Below are 16,186 nucleotides of genomic sequence, written 5' to 3'. Positions count from 1 at the left end.
GCCCATCAGCATGCCGTATTTCTGGAAGGGATAGGCGGCGAGCTTGACCTGCGCGGACTGGCCGACCTGCACAAAGCCCACGTCGTCGTTCTTGATGGAGACGTCGGCAAATAATTGCTCGCCCTGGGGCACCAAAGTCAGCACCACGGTGCCGGGTTGCACGACGGCGCCCACGGTGGTGGTGGCCAGGTCTTTGATGATGCCGTCTTGCGGGGCGCGCAGCTCCATCAGGCCTTCCTTGTAAATGCTTTTGTCGAGTGTGGGCTGCAGCTGCGCGGTTTTGGCGCGTACGTCGGCCAGCTCTTTTTGCAGCTCGCTTTTGTAGGCGCTTTGCAATTGGCTGATTTTTTTGGTTTGCGCGGCGATGGTGGCGGTGAAGGCCAGCACGGCGGATTGCTGGGCGTCGAGGTCTTTGCCTTTTTCAATCGCTTCGCGCTGCTTGTCGGCGGCGGCCAGGCTGCCCATAAAGCCTTCTTTTTCGAGCTTTTCATAGGCGGCGGCGGTGCGCTGGTAGGTCGGCAGCGTTTGCTGCAGCTTGGACAGCATTTCGGCCGCGCCTTTTTTTTCATGCTCGGCTTTGGTCAGCATGGACTTTTCCTGGTCCAGGCTGTCGAGGAAGGCTTTGCGGTGCGCGATGTACTGGCTTTGCACATGGGCATAGGCCTGCGGGTCGTCACCGGCTTTGGGCAGCATGGGCTGGTCGGCGAGTTCGGCTTCAAGCCGGCGCATCTGCAACTGCTGGGTGGCCAGGTCGCTGCTGATGCCGGCCTTGTCGGCGCTGGCCAGCGTGGTGTCCAGCCGGGCCAGCACCTGGCCGCGCTTGACGGTGTCGCCTTCGTTGACCAGCAACTCCTTGACGACGCCGGGCTCGGCCGGCTGCACGATCTTGACCAGGGTTTGCGGCACCAGCTTGCCTTCGGCGGTGGCGATGATGTCTAGCTTGCCGATGGCGGCCCAAATGAGCAGGATAAACACCAGCGCCGACACGGCCCACAGCACGATGCGGCCGAACTCGCTGGGGGGCTCGTTCTGGATCAGCCTGAGCGGGTCGTGCCACTGGCTGGGTGGGCGCAGCGGAACGACCTTGGCAGAAGCTTGTGTCGAGGCCTGCGGGGCGGCGGCCGGGGCCTCTGGTTGCGGTGAACCGGCCTGCTGCGCGTTGGGAGGCACGGCGCTCATTCCTCGCCCTCCGCCTTGGGCACGGTTCGCAGGTTGGCACTGCCGGTATGGGTCATGGGACTGATCTTGTTGTTGGGCTGGTTTGCTGCACCGGGCGCGGGTGACATCAGCTGTGCCCCTGTAGCGGTGAGGCGGAAGACCGCGTCTATCTTGAGGCCCTTGGGCAGACCATGGGTGATAAACAGCATGGTGACCTTGCCCTTGAGGGCATTGATGGTTTGCGCGAAGTGTTCGGCCGTGGGACCGTCGAGCGCGCTGGTGGCTTCGTCAAACACCAGGATGCTGGGGCGCTTGAGCAGCGCGCGGGCAATGGCGATGCGCTGCTTCTGCCCGCCCGAGAGGCCGGCGCCGCGTTCGCCGATCTCGGTCTGGTAGCCCTGGGGCTGGGCCTCGATGACGCTGTGGATCTCGGCCATCTTGCAGGCGGCGGTGATCTGCTCGAAGCTGGCGTTGGGGCTGGCCATCTGCAGGTTGTCGTAGATGGTGCCGCTGAAGAGCATGGTCTCTTGCGGCACCACACCGAAGTAGCTACGCAGTTCGTTGGCAGAGAGGTTGCGTATGTCTATACCGTCGATCAGGATGCGGCCGGCGCTGGGCTGGTAAAAGCCCTGCAGCAGTTTGGCCAAGGTACTTTTGCCGCAGCCCGAGGGGCCCATGATGCCTATCATCTGGCCGGACTTGACGTTGAGTGAAAGGTTTTCGTACACCAGCGGCAGGTGCTCCGCGTATTTGAAGGCGATGTCGTGGATCTGGATCTCGCCCTTGCGCGCGGTGTCGCGCGCGGGAATGACTGAATAGGGCTCTATCGGCGCATTCATCAAATCACCGAGGCGCGCGACCGACAGGCTGGCCTGCTGGAACTGCTGCCACAAACCCACCAGGCGCAGCATGGGCTGCGAGAGCCGGCCCGAGAACATCTGGAAAGCCACCAGCATGCCGATGGTGAACTCCTTGCTGTGCATGACGGTGTAGGCGCCTATGCCCAGGATGAGCAGGCTCATCAATTGTTCCAGCAGGTTGGACGCGGTGTTGTAGGTATTGGCCAACTGCTTGGTGGCAAAGCCGGCCTGCAAATAGCTGGCCAGGTAGCCGCTGTATTTGCTGTTGAGCTGGGGCTCAAGCTGCAGCGACTTGACGGTTTCCAGGCCGACCACGTATTCAGTGAGGAAAGCCTGGTTGCGTGCCCCCATCTGGAACTGCTCCTGCAGCCGCGCCTGGAACATGGGCGCGACCACCAGGCTCAGGCCGACAATGACGGCCAGGATGGCCAGCACGATCAGCGTCAGGGTGACGCTGTAATAAAACATGATGGCGACAAAGATCAGCAAAAAGGGAAAGTCCAGCACCAGCGTGACGGCCGCGCTCGCGATGAACTCGCGAATGGTTTCCACGCCATGCAGCCGGGCCGCGATGACACCGGTGGGCCTGTGCTGGAAGTACAGCGGCGGCAGCTTGAACAAGCGCTCAAACACCGAGGAGCCGAGCACCGCGTCAACCCGGTTGCCGGTGTGCAGCACCAGGTACTGGCGCAGCCATGACAGCGCCGCGGAGAACACCATGAACACCAGCATGCCGATGGCAATGACGATGAGCGTGCTTTCGGTGCGGTGCACCACCACCTTGTCGATGATGGCCTGGGTGAACAGCGGCGTGGCCAGCGCGATGAGCTGGATGACCAGGGAGGCCAGCAGCACCTCTTGCCAGAGTTTTTTGTGCTTGAGCAGCTCGGGCACAAACCAGCTGAAGCCGAACTTGCGCGACTGGCGCGCCTGGGCTTCGCTGTCGGGGTCGGCGGCCGGGTCGGCCTGCGGGGTGACGCGGGTGATGTGGCCGGTATAGCGCAGGGCGAACTCTGCCAGCTCCAGCGTGCGCGGGCTCGCGTCGCCGGCTTCGATCAGCAGCAGCTTGGTGGCGTCGGCTTGCAGAATGAGGGCGGGGACTGTTTGTTCAGCGGCCGGCACCTCTTCCATGCCGGGGTTGTCACCGGCCGCCTGGGCCGGGGCGGAGTCGGCCGCTTTGGGCAGCAGCCAGGCGATCAGTGGAAAGCTTTCCTTGCTGAGCTTTTCGGCTTTGGCCTTGTGGTGAAGGGCATCAAAACCGTAGGCCTGCATGGCGTCCAGCAAGGAGCGCGTGGTATAGGGGGCCGCCAATTGCTGGCGCGCCAGCGCGTCCGCGTACGGTTTGCGGTGCAACGCGCAGACGCCTTGCAATGCCCAGAAAAAGGCATCACCCGACACTTTTTGATCCATCATTCCCGACCCGATGCGCCCGAAGTGCGCTTTTTTTTTAGATTTTTTGGTGCACTCGCGCTTTGCTTATGCACCTCATCGTGGCGCTGTATGGGCTCTTTTGTTAGTTACAAAAGATAGCCGTTACGCGACCGAGACCAGTGTAGATTTAAAAACACTTGGTAACGCTTTTCTCTACTTCTAGGGAGATATTCACCAAGAAAAAATCCGGCCCAAACAACGTTTTTGTAACCGTAGCTTTGATTCCCTGCCACGCGCCTCCTCCAAATAGAGGAGGCCGGCCACTCAAACAAAAGGTGGTAATGGCGTAAGCCCTTGCCCGCACCATTGCGGGGCCGAACCGCAATAATGTTGTCTGCTCCATGAGGTATCGCCATGGCACACGTACTCGCAAAACTCACAGGCACCCCACTGCCTGCCGTCAAGCAGCAGCTTGACCACGATGCGGCCGAGCATGCCGGGCAAGGCATGTACCTGGAGCATCTGTGGCAGAACGCGGACAAGCCCGGGGAAGTTCTGTTTCTCTTTCAGGTGAGGGACCTTGCCCATTGCCAGCAACGCATGCGCGAGATGCATGCGCGGGCATTGGCCCAGAACCCGGATGCGCCTCTGCCCGAGCTGACTTTTCTAGACGGTTTTTAATTCTTGAATATCTTTTTACGAACATTCCCGAAACCCATGCCCGACACCATCCAGCGCCCCGAGAACATTCACAGCCACTACCACGCCCACATTTACTTCGGGCCCGACACCGTGGAGCAGGCGCGCGCGCTGGCAAGCCGGGCCGGCGAGCTGTTTAGTGTGGGTGTGGGCCGCGTGCATGAGCGTGAAGTCGGGCCACACCCGCGCTGGAGTTGCCAGCTGTCGTTTGACAGTGCGGAGTTTGATCGCGTGATTCCCTGGCTGGAGAGTGAACGCAAAGGCCTGGATGTGTTTGTGCATGGGGTCACGGGCGACGACCTGGCGGACCACACCACGCATGCATCCTGGCTGGGCCAGCCGGCCGAGCTGAAGCTGGAGATGTTCAGGCGCTGAGGTTCAGGCGCTGAGCTTGCGAGGGGCAAACCGCAGGGGCACGGATTCCACCCAGCGATACAGCCCCTGTCCCGCAAGCAAGGACAGCACAAACGCCAGCAGCATGCCCAGCGCATTCGCAGCCAGTTGCGTCGGCCAGAAATGGCTGACCACGGCATTGACCAGCAGGCACACGGGGAAGTGGATCAGGAACACCGAGTACGAGATGCGGCCCAAATGCAGGAGTGAGCGCTTCTGCAGCCAGCGCAGCGGCCAGGCGTCTTGCTGTGCGCCGCTGAGCCACACCAGAACCAGGGCCGTCACCAGGGCCACCACCAACCGCCCCCTGAATTCCAGCACCAGGGCCAACGTGGCCAGGACCACGATGGCCGCAAGCCACAACCCGCGGCGCCCACCCACCGCGCGCGAAGCCCAGAAGGCCAGCATGCCGAGCGCATAAGCGCCGAAGAAATACAGCGCGCTGATGTCAAAAGACGGTTGCCGGTTGAACACCAGCAAGGACAGCAGCGCGATCAGCAAAACGGCGATGGCACCGGCCGACACCGCAGTGCTCATATGCAAGCGCCGCGCGGCGGCAAACACCAGCACCGCCATCGCATAGAGCTGCAAGTCCATCGCCACATACCAGACACCGGCAGACAGCGACTCCTGGCCCAGCAGGTCTTGCAGCAGCAGTGCATGCGCCAACAGCTGAAACAGCGTGGGCGACGCGGGCACCGAGGCATGGTCGAACCAGGGCCTTAGCAGCGCGGCCACCAGCACGCTGGCGGCCAGCGCGACCAGATAAGGTTTTACGAGCCGTGCATAGCGGCGAAGAATCAAGGGGCCGGCCGCCTCAAAGGCTGCTGTGCCCTGCGGCGCCAGCGAAGCCGCGGCGAGAAAACCGCCCACGACCAGGAAAAGCTGCACTGCCATGCGGCCGTAGTCATAAAGCCAGTTCATGAGCCCGGGCGCAAAGCCATGGACAACGTCCGACATGGGCCCGTAAAAGGCCAGATGGTGCCAGACGATGAGCGCACAGGCCAGGCCTTTGAGGGCGTCAAGGCCGGGAAGGCGTGATCGCGCGGTCATCAAGCGGAGAAGGTCAAACGCCAACCACCGAAACCGTTCGCCCTGAGCCTGCCCTGTCCTGAGCTTGTCGAAGGATCGAAGGGTTCACATTCATGACGACAAGGCTTCGACAGGCTCAGCCCGAACGGATCCGTGAAACGGCAGGCAATCAAGCGCAAACCCGCTGGCGGGCCTGCTCATACTCGCGGCCGAGCTGGGCGATGAAATCCGCGGCCGGCTGCACCTTGCTGACGGCGCCTATACCCTGGCCGCATCCCCAGATGTCTTTCCAGGCCTTGGACTTGCTGCCTTCGCCGCCGCTGAAGTTCATGGTCTTGACGTCGCCTTCGGGCAGGTTCTCGGGGTCCATGCCGGCCGCGCGTATCGAGGGCGCGAGGTAGTTGCCGTGCACACCGGTGAAGAGGCTGCTGTAGACGATGTCGTCGGAATTGCCGTCGACGATGGCCTGCTTGTAGCCGTCGGCCGCGCGCGCTTCATCAGTCGCGATAAAGGCCGAGCCTATGTAGGCGAAGTCTGCGCCCATGGCCTGCGCGGCCAGCACCGCGCCGCCGGTGGAGATGGCACCCGACAGCGCCAGCGGGCCGTCGAACCACTGGCGGATTTCCTGGATCAGCGCGAAGGGGCTCTTCACGCCCGCATGGCCGCCCGCGCCGGCGGCCACGGCCACCAGGCCGTCGGCGCCTTTTTCAATCGCCTTGCGCGCGAACTTGTTGTTGATGATGTCGTGCAGCACCACGCCGCCGTAGCTGTGCGCGGCGGCGTTGATGTCCTCGCGCGCGCCCAGGCTGGTGATGTAGATGGGCACCTTGTACTTCACGCACAGCTCCATGTCGTGCTCCAGCCTGTCGTTGGACTTGTGCACGATCTGGTTGATGGCAAAGGGCGCGGCCGGTTTGTCGGGGTTGGCCTTGTTGTGGGCTGCCAGCCCTTCGGTGATTTCAGCGAGCCACTCATCGAGCTGCGATGCCGGCCGCGCATTGAGCGCGGGCATGGCGCCCACCACGCCGGCCTTGCACTGCGCGATGACCAGCTTGGGGTTGCTGATGATGAAGAGCGGCGAGCCGATGATGGGCAGGGGCAGATTGTTCAACGCGCCGGGCAGTCTGGACATGGTGGCTCCGTGGGTATCAGAGATAGCGGGAATAGCAGGAATAGCGAGATTAAGGAAAGCAGGCGACCGCCGGTAGAGGGCGGCCGCGCGATCAGAACGCGTCCAGCGCCAGCGCGGTCACGCTGTCCGCGCCTTCGACGATGCTGTCGCGCAGGCCGGCGGCCTTGGTCAGCAGGTGGTCGGCGTAAAAGCGCGCGGTGATGATCTTGGCCTGCATGAACGCGACATCGGTTCCTTGCGCGATCTGCTCCTGCGCGACCAGCAGCGAGCGCGCCATTTGCCAGCCGGCAACCACATTGCCCGCGAGCATCAGGTAGGGCACGCTGCCGGCGAACACGGCATTGGGGCTGGCCTTGGTGTTGCCGGCCACAAAGTCGACCACGTCGATGAAGGCCAGACGCGCGGCCTTCAGGCGCTTGGCCACGGCCACTGCGTCGGCGCCGCCCTGCTTGAGCAGCTCGCTTTCGGTCTTTTCGATCTGCGCGGCAATCGCCTTGGCCGTCTGGCCGCCGTCGCGCGAGGTCTTGCGGCCTATCAGGTCGTTGGCCTGGATGGCGGTTGTGCCTTCGTAAATCGTGAGGATCTTCGCGTCGCGGTAATACTGGGCCGCGCCGGTTTCCTCGATAAAACCCATGCCGCCGTGCACCTGCACGCCCAGTGAGGTGACCTCCAGGCTCATCTCGGTGCTGTAGCCCTTGACCAGCGGCACCATGAATTCATAAAACGCCTGGTTCTGCTTGCGCACTTCAGCATCCGGATGGTGGTGGGTCGCGTCGTAAGCCGCGGCGGCGACCGAGGCCATGGCGCGGCAGCCTTCGGTGTAGGCACGCATGGTCATCAGCATGCGCTTGACGTCGGGGTGGTGGATGATGGGCGCGCTGGCCTTGATGGAGCCATCGACGGGCCGGCTCTGCACGCGGTCCTTGGAAAAAGCCACGGCCTTCTGGTAGGCGCGCTCGGCAATCGCGATGCCTTGCATGCCGACGGCGTAGCGCGCCGAGTTCATCATGATGAACATGTATTCGAGGCCGCGGTTTTCTTCGCCGACGATGTAGCCGACCGCACCGCCGTTGTCGCCGTACTGCAGCACGGCGGTGGGCGAGGCCTTGATGCCCATCTTGTGCTCGATGCTCACGCAGTGCACGTCGTTGCGCGCGCCCAGCGCGCCGTCTTTGCCGACCATAAACTTGGGCACGACAAACAGGCTGATGCCCTTGACGCCTTCGGGCGCGCCCGTCACGCGGGCCAGCACCAGGTGCACGATGTTCTCGGCCATGTCGTGCTCACCATAGGTGATGAAAATCTTGGTGCCGAAAATCTTGTAAGTGCCGTCGGGCTGCGGCTCGGCGCGGCTGCGCACCATGGCGAGGTCGGAGCCGGCCTGCGGCTCGGTCAAATTCATGGTGCCCGTCCATTGGCCGCTCACGAGCTTTTCGAGGTAGACCGCCTTGAGCTCGTCGGAGCCGGCCGTCAGCAGTGCTTCAATCGCGCCATCACTGAGCAACGGGCACAGCGCGAAACTCATGTTGGCGGAGTTGAGCATTTCGCCGCAGGCCGCGCCTATGGTCTTGGGCAGGCCCTGGCCGCCAAAATCAGCCGGATGCTGCAGGCCCTGCCAGCCGCCTTGGACGTATTGTTTGAAAGCTTCCTTGAAGCCGGGCGTGGTGGTGACTTCACCGTTCTTCCAGCTGGAGGGGTTGATGTCGCCGTCGCGGTTCAGCGGCGCCAGCACGCCTTCGTTGAACTTGGCGCATTCCTCGAGCACCGCCTGCGCGGTGTCCAGGCCGGCTTCCTCAAAGCCCGGAATTTTGGCGATCTGTTCGATGTTGGCCAGGTGCTGGATGTCAAACAGCATGTCCTTGACGGGGGCGGTGTAGCTCATTTTTTGTCTCCAAATTTCTCGCTCCTTCCCCCGCTGGGGGAAGGTTGGGATGGGGGCCTGCGGCCGTGGCAAAAGCGCTTGCTCTCGCTCAGCCGCCGCCGGCCCCCACCCCTGCCCTCCCCCAGCGGGGGAGGGAGCTTTTCTTTACAGTGCCGCGACCAGCTCAGGCACGGCCGTGAACAGGTCGGCTTCCAGGCCGTAGTCGGCCACGCTGAAGATGGGCGCTTCGGGGTCCTTGTTGATCGCCACGATGACCTTGCTGTCCTTCATGCCGGCCAGGTGCTGGATCGCGCCGCTGATGCCGGCGGCGATGTAGAGCTGCGGCGCGACGATCTTGCCGGTCTGGCCGACTTGCCAGTCGTTGGGGGCGTAGCCCGCATCGACGGCGGCGCGCGAGGCACCGAGTGCGGCGCCCAGCTTGTCGGCCAGCGGCGTCAGCACTTCGCTGAACTTCTCGCTGGAGCCCAGCGCCCGTCCGCCCGAGACGATGATCTTGGCGGCGGTCAGTTCGGGGCGATCGCTCTTGGCGATTTCGGAGCCCAGGAAGCTGGACTTGCCGCTGTCGGCCACGCCGGCAGGGGTTTCGATGGCAGCAGAGCCGCCGGTGGCAGCTGCCGCATCAAAGCCGGTGGTGCGCACAGTGATGACCTTGGTCGCGTCCAGGCTCTGCACGATGGCGATCGCGTTGCCGGCGTAGATGGGGCGTTCGAAGGTGTCGGCGGCGTCGACCTTGGTGATGTCGGAGATCTGGCCCACGTCCAGCGTCGCGGCCACGCGCGGGGCGATGTTCTTGCCCGACGCGGTAGCCGGAAACAGGATGTGCGAATAGGCCGAAGCGATGGCCACCACTTGCGCGGCCATGTTCTCGGCCAGGCCGTGGGCGAAATGCTCGCCTTCGACGTGGATCACCTTGGCCACGCCGGCAATCGCGGCGGCGGCCTTGGCGGCGGCTTCGGCGCCCTTGCCGGCCACCAGCACGTGCACGTCGCCGCCGCACTGGGCGGCCGCGGTCACGGTGTTGAGGGTGGCGGGCTTGATGCTGGCGTTGTCGTGTTCTGCAATAACGAGTGCGGTCATGTCATCAGTCCTTAAATTACTTTGGCTTCGTTCTTGAGCTTGTCCACCAGGGCGGCCACGTCGGCCACCTTGATGCCGGCGCTGCGCTTGGGCGGCTCGCTGACCTTCAGCGTCTTGATGCGCGGCTTGACGTCCACGCCCAGGTCTTCGGGTTTGACGTTGTCGAGCTGCTTTTTCTTGGCCTTCATGATGTTGGGCAGGGTGACGTAGCGCGGCTCGTTCAGGCGCAGGTCGGTGGTGATGATGGCGGGCAGCGTGAGCGACAGGGTTTCCAGGCCGCCGTCGACTTCGCGCGTGACCTTGGCGGTGCCGCCTTCGACTTCGACCTTGGAGGCAAAGGTCGCCTGGGGCCAGCCCAGCAGCGCGGCCAGCATCTGGCCGGTCTGGTTGCAGTCGTCGTCAATGGCTTGCTTGCCGAGGATGACGAGCTGGGGTTGTTCTTTTTCGACCAGGGCCTTGAGCAGCTTGGCCACGGCCAGGGGCTGCAGTTCCTCGGTGGTTTCGACCAGGATGGCGCGGTCGGCGCCGATCGCCATGGCGGTGCGCAGGGTTTCCTGGCACTGGGCGACGCCGCAGCTGACGGCGATGACTTCGGTGACCACGCCTTTTTCCTTCAGGCGGGTGGCCTCTTCGACGGCGATCTCGTCAAACGGGTTCATGCTCATCTTGACGTTGGCGATGTCGACACCGGTGCCATCGGATTTGACGCGGACTTTCACGTTGTAGTCGACTACACGCTTGACGGGGACCAAGACCTTCATGACAGGGCTCCAGAGTTGTTGATTGGCTGAGAATGACGTATCAATTGACGTTGACGTAAACGTAAGCTTTGCATTCTATGCTGCGGCGTGCCGGGTGCGGGCTGCGGTACCGGCGGCCGGAGGGTATCCAGGGTTGCCGGGCAGAAAAAGAACGGTCGTTCTATTTTTCATTATAGAGGGCAGAACAGAGGGAATTAGAGCATCCTGCCCAACCGTTGTCCTAAAGGTGTCTTTCAGGCGTCAATTGCGGGCGGCAGGGCCCTCCTCCACCGAGCCAGGGGCCGGCTCAGGAGGGTTTCGCAGGGTTCTTTTCGTCCACCGTGACACGGGTATGCACCACGCGCTGCGGATAGGGAATGTCGATGTTGTGCACCCGCAGCGATTCGAGGATGGCCAGGTTGATCAGGGAGCGCAGGTTTTGCTGGCCGTTTTCCGGGTCACCCATCCAGTAGTTGAGCGTGAACTCCAGCCCGTCGGCGCCGAAATTGGTCAGGTTGACACCGGGCGCCGGATCTTTCAGCACGCGTTCCTGCTTGAGCGCCGCCTCGCGGAGCAGGCTCATCACGAGTTCCACGTCGCTGTCGTAGCCCACCGAGACCACGGTGGACTGCAGCACCTGGGTATCGCTGAGCGACAGGTTTTCAATGCGGGTGCTGATGAACATCTCGTTGGGCACGATGGATTCGCGTCCCGAGGGCGCGCGCACCACGGTGTAGCGCGCGTTGATGTCGGTGATGCGGCCTTCAAAGGTGTCGACCCGCACGTTGTCGCCTATGCGAACGCTGCGCTCGGCCAGCATGACGAAGCCGCTGACGTAATTGGCGGCCAGCTTCTGCAGGCCGAAGCCTACGCCCACGCCGACCGCACCGCCCAGCACTGAAAGCGCCGTGAGGTCTATGCCGACCGAGGACAGCGCCACCAGCAGGCCGATAAACATCAACGCGGCGCGCACCGCGTTGCTCACGGCCTTGCGCAGGGAGAGCTCGTTGCCCGTAGCCGAACGCAGCAGGCGCGCCTCGATGGCCGAGGATATCCACAACGTGATCAGCAGCACCACACCTGCCGTCAACGCGCCTTCGAGCATGGTTCGCACCGACAGGTTGCTGTTGCCGATCTTCCACTTGATGCCGTCGAGTTCGTCCAGCACCACCGGCAGCAGGCCGCTGACCCACAAGACCATGGCAAGCCAGGCCAGCCAGGAGATGGTGCGCTCCAGCGCCCGCACCAGCGGCGCGTCCTTGAAGGCCACCTGCAGCACCTTCACACCCAGGCGTATGACGGCCAGCGACACCAGCACGGGAATCGCGACCTTGAAAAGCGCAACGGGAAACATGCGCTCCAGCAAGTCCTTGGCCATGTAAGCAAGGAACAGCAGCAGCACCGGAAACAGCACGCCGTCTATCACGCGGCGCCCGAACAGGATGGAGCTGTTGTCGACCGCCATGCGCGCGCGCCCGGCGACGCGCACCACCAGCCAGGCCAGCATGGCGCAAAGAATCAGCGCGGCAAGTTCCGTCAGGGTCGTGGGCTGGGCCAACGCGGCGAACCAGCTGTCCAGGCTGTCGATTTTGGCGGGGGGTCGGGTCGTTATGGCGCCGGCCATTGGGGTTTCCTTTTTTCGATGAAGGCTTTCACGCCTTCCTGTGCAACCGCATGCGCCATGTTGCGAGCCATGGCCTGGCCCGCGAGCTGGTAGGCGGCCTCGATGCCGGTTTCACGTTGTTGATAGAACAGCGCCTTGCCCATGGCCAGCGCCTCGCGCGGCTTGGACAGGAGCGACTGCAGCAGTTTCTCGATCTCGGCGTCCAGCGCCTCAAGCGGCACGACGCGGTTGACCAGCCCGCGGGCACGCGCTTCATCAGCCGTGATGAACTCGCCGGTCAGCAGCATTTCCATGGCCTGCTTGGCCGGCATGTTGCGCACCAGCGGCACACTGGGCGTGGCGCAAAAGAGGCCTACATCAATGCCATTGACGCCGAAGCTCGCGCCCTTGGCCGCCACGGCCAGGTCGCATTGCGCCACCAGCTGGCAACCGGCCGCGGTGGCCAGGCCCTGCACCCGCGCGATCACCGGCACCGGCAGCTTCTGGAGGCTCAGCATCATGCGCGTGCACTGGGCGAACAGCTGCTGGTAATAGGCCAGCTCAGGCCGGGCCTGCATGTCCTTGAGGTTGTGGCCGGCACAAAAGGCCTTGCCCTCGGCCGCAATGACCACAGCGCGCGCCGCGCCGTCGGCCGCGATGGCATCGAGCGCGGCCTGCAGCGCGGCCAGCACGTCTTCGCCCAGGGTGTTGAAGCCGGCCGCGCGGTTCAGCACCAGGCGGTGCACGCCGCGCGCGTCCTGGGTGTGCAGCACGGGAGCCGAAAGCTCGGCGACGGATGCGGCGTTCATACAGAAAACACTCCTACAGGTCGGCCAGCACGCGGATGTGGGCTTCCACGCTGCGCGCCAGCGCGTTCAGGTTGTAGCCGCCTTCGAGCGAGGAGACGATGCGGCCTTTCGAATGGCGTTTGGCGACGTCCTTGATGCGCTGGGTGATCCAGGCGTAGTCCTGCTCGACCAGGCCCATCTGGCCGAGGTCGTCTTCGCGGTGGGCGTCGAAGCCGGCGCTGATGAAAATCATCTCGGGCCTGAACTCTTCCAGGCGCGGTATCCACATCATCTCGATCAGCTCACGCACGTCCATGCCCTTGGTGTAGGCCGGCACGGGCAGGTTGAGCATGTTGCCGGCGTGGCTCTCGGTGCCGCTGTAGGGATACAGCGGGTGCTGGAAGAAGCTCACCATCAGCACGCGCTCGTCGCCGCTCAGGATGTCTTCGGTGCCGTTGCCGTGGTGCACGTCGAAGTCGACAATCGCCACGCGCTTGAGGCCGTGGCGCTCGAGCGCATAACGGGCGGCGACGGCGATGTTGTTGAAGAAGCAAAAACCCATGGCCTTGTTGTGGCAGGCATGGTGGCCGGGCGGGCGCACGGCGCAAAACGCGTTTTCGAGCTCGCCCGATATGACCGCATCGGTGGCGGCCAGCGCGGCCCCTGCGGCGCGCAGGGCGGCGTTCCAGGTGTGCACATTGAGGGCAGTGTCGGGGTCGATCTGGGCATAGGCCGGCCCGCCGGCGCGTATGTCGTCGGCCAGCCGGTCGCTCAGGCCGCGCAGCGCGGCAACCATCATGCGGTCGTGCGCAAGCTCGATGTCGCCCAGGGCCGCCTGCGGCGCCGCGCGGGCGTCCAGCGCATCCTTGACGCCGGTGGCCAGCAGCCAGTCATCGATGGCATCAAGCCGTTCGGGGCATTCCGGATGCCCGGCGCCCATTTCGTGCTTGCGGCAGTCGGGATGGCTGAAATAACCAGTCGCGTTCATCGGGAAATCGGCGGCAAATGTTTTACGAAAAATTACGGTATGGTTGGCGGCATGAACGTTACAGAAAAACTCCAGGCGCTCCTGAATCAGCTTAACACGGTCATCGTCGGCAAGCCGGCCCAGGTGCAGGACTGCGTGGCCTGCCTGCTGGCCGGCGGCCACCTGCTGATCGAGGACGTACCCGGCGTCGGCAAGACCACGCTGGCCCATGCGCTGTCGCGCTCCTTCGGCCTGCAATTTTCGCGGGTCCAGTTCACCGCCGACCTGATGCCCAGCGACCTGTCGGGCGTGTCGATTTACGAGCGGCAAAAAGAAAGCTTTGTGTTCCACCCCGGGCCGGTGTTCGCCCAGGTGCTGCTGGCCGACGAGATCAACCGCGCCAGCCCCAAAACCCAGAGCGCCCTGCTGGAAGCCATGGAGGAAAAGCAGGTCACCGTCGAAGGCGAAACCCGCGCCCTGCCCCTGCCCTTTTTTGTGATCGCCACGCAAAACCCGCACGACCAGCTGGGCACCTACGCCCTGCCTGAATCGCAACTGGATCGTTTCCACATGCGCATTTCACTGGGCTACCCCGACCGCGCCGCCGAGCGCGAACTGCTGCGCGGCGCCRACCGGCGCGAGATGGTCGAACAGCTGCCCGCCCTGCTCACGCCGCACGACCTGCTGGAGCTGCAGGAGATGGTGGGCAAGGTCCACGCCTCGGAACCGCTGCTCAACTACCTGCAGGACCTGGTGGCGGCCACGCGTTCGGGCCGCTGGTTTTTACAGGGCCTGAGCCCGCGCGCCGGCATCGCCATCATGCGGGCCGCCAGGGCCCAGGCCTTTTTGAGCAAGCGCGACTACGTGGCGCCGGACGACATCGCCGCCGTGCTGCCGCAGACCGCGGCGCACCGCCTGATACCCGTCAGCGACGCCGGGCGCGGCGCGGTGGAGCAGGTGCGGGCCATGCTGGAAGCCGTGCCCCTGCCGTAATGAACGCCCCCCGAAGCACCTACAGTGCCTCCCCCCCCGGGGGGCGCCACCAGTGGCCCGGCCCTTCGACGGGCTCGGGACAGGCCGAGGCCGGTTCCACGACGGCTCGCACCTGGAATCCTTTTGCCTTCGTTCGCCGCCGCTTCCAGGCCTGGTGGCAGAGCAAGCTGCCCTTTGCCGACAGCGTGACGCTGACACAGCGCAACGTGTACATCCTGCCCACGCGGCCGGGCTGGATGATGGGCGTCACCCTGCTGGTGCTGCTGGTGGCGTCCATCAATTACCAGCTGAGCCTGGGCTACCTGCTGACGTTTTTGCTGGCCGGCAGCGCGCTGGTCGGCATGCACGTCTGCCACGGCACGCTGCGCGGCCTGTCCATGAACCTGGCAGCGCCCCATGCCCAGTATGTGGGCGCCACGGCGGCCTTCGAGGTCAAGCTCACCAACACGCGTCGCACCACGCGCCACGGCATAGGCCTGAGCGTGCTGAACCCGCAGGACGTAGACGTTGAAAAAGGCCGCGAGCGGCACTGGGCCTGGACCGACGTGCCCCCGCAGGGCAGCAGCACGGTACACGTGGCCTTCACGCCGCGCCAGCGCGGGCTGCACCGGCTGCCCACGCTGACCGCCGAAACCCGCTTTCCGCTGGGCACTTTCCGCGTCTGGACCATCTGGCGGCCCGCCGCACAGGTCCTGGTCTATCCCGCGCCCGAAATGCATCCGCCGCCCCTGCCGCCCGGCGAACCCCGCTCCGGCGGCGCCGCGGCCGCCCTGCGCGCGCAAAGCAGCGGCGAATTCGACGGCGTGCGCGGCTACCGCCGAGGCGACCCGATGAAACTCGTGGTCTGGAAAAAAGCCGCCAAAGACGACGGCCAAGGCAACAGCCTGGTGGTGCGCGACACCCAGCAGGCCCAGCGGCACGAGCTCTGGCTGGACTTCGCCCAGGCCGGCTCGGCTGGCGTCGAGCAGAAGCTGTCACGGCTGTGTGCTTGGGTTCTCTTGGCTGACAAGCTGTCGCTGGACTATGGGTTGCGGTTGCCTTCTTTGGAGATCAAGCCCGGCAGTGGGGAGGCACACAAGCGGCTGTGCCTGGAGGCGCTGGCGGTATGTTGAGCGTTTCTTTGTCTGCCCGACGGGTGGGCTCTTTGCTGAGGGCTGCTGGCCGGGGGTTGCCCGGCGGCAACTCACTTTTCTTTTGCTTCGCCAAAAGCAAAGTAAGCAAAAGAAAAGGCGACCCTGGTGTCTGCGTCCCCTTCGCTTCGCTACGGGGCAGCCTGTGGTGCTCGGTCCAGGCGGGGTCAAAAACAACTCGCTTGGCTCGAGCACCGCAGGTTGCCCGCAGCGAAGCGGAGGGACCCAGACTGCGGGTCGCCTTTCTTTTGGGTACTTTTCTTTGGCGAAGCAAAGAAAAGTGCCTCGCCCGCCGGGGCGAGTCCCGGCCAGCAGCACTCAGCAAAGAGCACGCACGCCAAAGCAATTGGCAGCTTTCAAC

The 16,186-nt window shown here is 64.1% G+C and carries 14 protein-coding genes; 4 read left to right on the top strand and 10 right to left on the bottom strand.

What is annotated here, in order from left to right; genetic code table 11:
• Together AC1DXS_RS24015 and AC1DXS_RS24010 are read right to left on the bottom strand one after the other, a co-directional pair.
• The coding region (locus AC1DXS_RS24015) for an HlyD family type I secretion periplasmic adaptor subunit (RefSeq protein ID WP_477739951.1) at positions 1 to 1,179 on the bottom strand (1,179 nt) is incomplete at its 3' end.
• Positions 1,176 to 3,428 (bottom strand): peptidase domain-containing ABC transporter, encoded by a 2,253-nt coding sequence (locus AC1DXS_RS24010; protein ID WP_477739950.1) that lies wholly within the window; start codon positions 3,426 to 3,428, stop codon positions 1,176 to 1,178. The genes AC1DXS_RS24010 and AC1DXS_RS24015, both read right to left, overlap by 4 nt.
• Positions 3,429 to 3,803: 375 nt before the next feature.
• Between AC1DXS_RS24010 and AC1DXS_RS24005 the strand changes: the two genes are divergently transcribed.
• The gene (locus tag AC1DXS_RS24005; protein WP_477739949.1) at positions 3,804 to 4,070 is read left to right on the top strand and encodes a hypothetical protein; all 267 of its coding nucleotides are present in this window, start codon (positions 3,804 to 3,806) and stop codon (positions 4,068 to 4,070) included.
• Positions 4,071 to 4,106: 36 nt separating this feature from the next.
• Complete coding sequence (locus AC1DXS_RS24000; protein WP_477739948.1) at positions 4,107 to 4,463, top strand: DOPA 4,5-dioxygenase family protein; 357 nt, start codon at positions 4,107 to 4,109, stop codon at positions 4,461 to 4,463.
• A gap of 3 nt (positions 4,464 to 4,466) precedes the next feature.
• Here the strand turns inward: AC1DXS_RS24000 and AC1DXS_RS23995 are convergent, their stop codons facing one another.
• The 8 genes from AC1DXS_RS23995 to AC1DXS_RS23960 all read right to left on the bottom strand — a co-directional run bounded on the left by AC1DXS_RS23995 (position 4,467) and on the right by AC1DXS_RS23960 (position 13,723).
• A complete protein-coding gene (locus AC1DXS_RS23995; RefSeq protein ID WP_477739947.1) occupies positions 4,467 to 5,534 on the bottom strand; it encodes an acyltransferase family protein in 1,068 nt (355 codons plus the stop codon).
• 148 nt (positions 5,535 to 5,682) lie between these two features.
• A complete protein-coding gene (locus tag AC1DXS_RS23990) occupies positions 5,683 to 6,645 on the bottom strand; it encodes an NAD(P)H-dependent flavin oxidoreductase (RefSeq protein ID WP_477739946.1) in 963 nt (320 codons plus the stop codon).
• Positions 6,646 to 6,736: 91 nt separating this feature from the next.
• Positions 6,737 to 8,527, bottom strand: coding sequence for an acyl-CoA dehydrogenase (locus tag AC1DXS_RS23985; RefSeq protein WP_477739945.1), 1,791 nt, complete (start codon positions 8,525 to 8,527; stop codon positions 6,737 to 6,739).
• A 144-nt stretch (positions 8,528 to 8,671) separates the two neighbouring features.
• Positions 8,672 to 9,604, bottom strand: coding sequence for an electron transfer flavoprotein subunit alpha/FixB family protein (locus AC1DXS_RS23980; RefSeq protein WP_477739944.1), 933 nt, complete (start codon positions 9,602 to 9,604; stop codon positions 8,672 to 8,674).
• Between the two features lie 11 nt (positions 9,605 to 9,615).
• Positions 9,616 to 10,365 (bottom strand): electron transfer flavoprotein subunit beta/FixA family protein, encoded by a 750-nt coding sequence (locus AC1DXS_RS23975; protein ID WP_477739943.1) that lies wholly within the window; start codon positions 10,363 to 10,365, stop codon positions 9,616 to 9,618.
• A gap of 286 nt (positions 10,366 to 10,651) precedes the next feature.
• Positions 10,652 to 11,968: a mechanosensitive ion channel family protein gene (locus AC1DXS_RS23970; protein WP_477739942.1), complete on the bottom strand. Its 1,317-nt coding sequence runs from the start codon at positions 11,966 to 11,968 to the stop codon at positions 10,652 to 10,654.
• Positions 11,953 to 12,756 (bottom strand): enoyl-CoA hydratase, encoded by an 804-nt coding sequence (locus tag AC1DXS_RS23965; RefSeq protein WP_477739941.1) that lies wholly within the window; start codon positions 12,754 to 12,756, stop codon positions 11,953 to 11,955. The genes AC1DXS_RS23970 and AC1DXS_RS23965 overlap by 16 nt, the downstream gene beginning before the upstream one ends.
• Before the next feature lie 13 nt (positions 12,757 to 12,769).
• Complete coding sequence (locus tag AC1DXS_RS23960; RefSeq protein WP_477739940.1) at positions 12,770 to 13,723, bottom strand: histone deacetylase family protein; 954 nt, start codon at positions 13,721 to 13,723, stop codon at positions 12,770 to 12,772.
• 51 nt (positions 13,724 to 13,774) lie between these two features.
• Here AC1DXS_RS23960 and AC1DXS_RS23955 point away from each other — a divergent pair, with 51 nt between their 5' ends.
• The gene (locus AC1DXS_RS23955) at positions 13,775 to 14,695 is read left to right on the top strand and encodes an AAA family ATPase (protein WP_477739939.1); all 921 of its coding nucleotides are present in this window, start codon (positions 13,775 to 13,777) and stop codon (positions 14,693 to 14,695) included.
• On the top strand, positions 14,695 to 15,807 hold the full coding sequence (locus AC1DXS_RS23950; protein ID WP_477739938.1) for a DUF58 domain-containing protein: 1,113 nt from the start codon (positions 14,695 to 14,697) through the stop codon (positions 15,805 to 15,807). Before AC1DXS_RS23955 ends, AC1DXS_RS23950 begins: the two co-directional genes overlap by 1 nt.
• The last annotated feature ends 379 nt before the right edge of the window (positions 15,808 to 16,186 follow it).

Source organism: Polaromonas sp. P3_B1 (assembly GCF_056402935.1).
The sequence above is the reverse complement of the archived record's forward strand: the minus strand, read 5'-3'. Positions and strand labels throughout refer to the sequence as shown.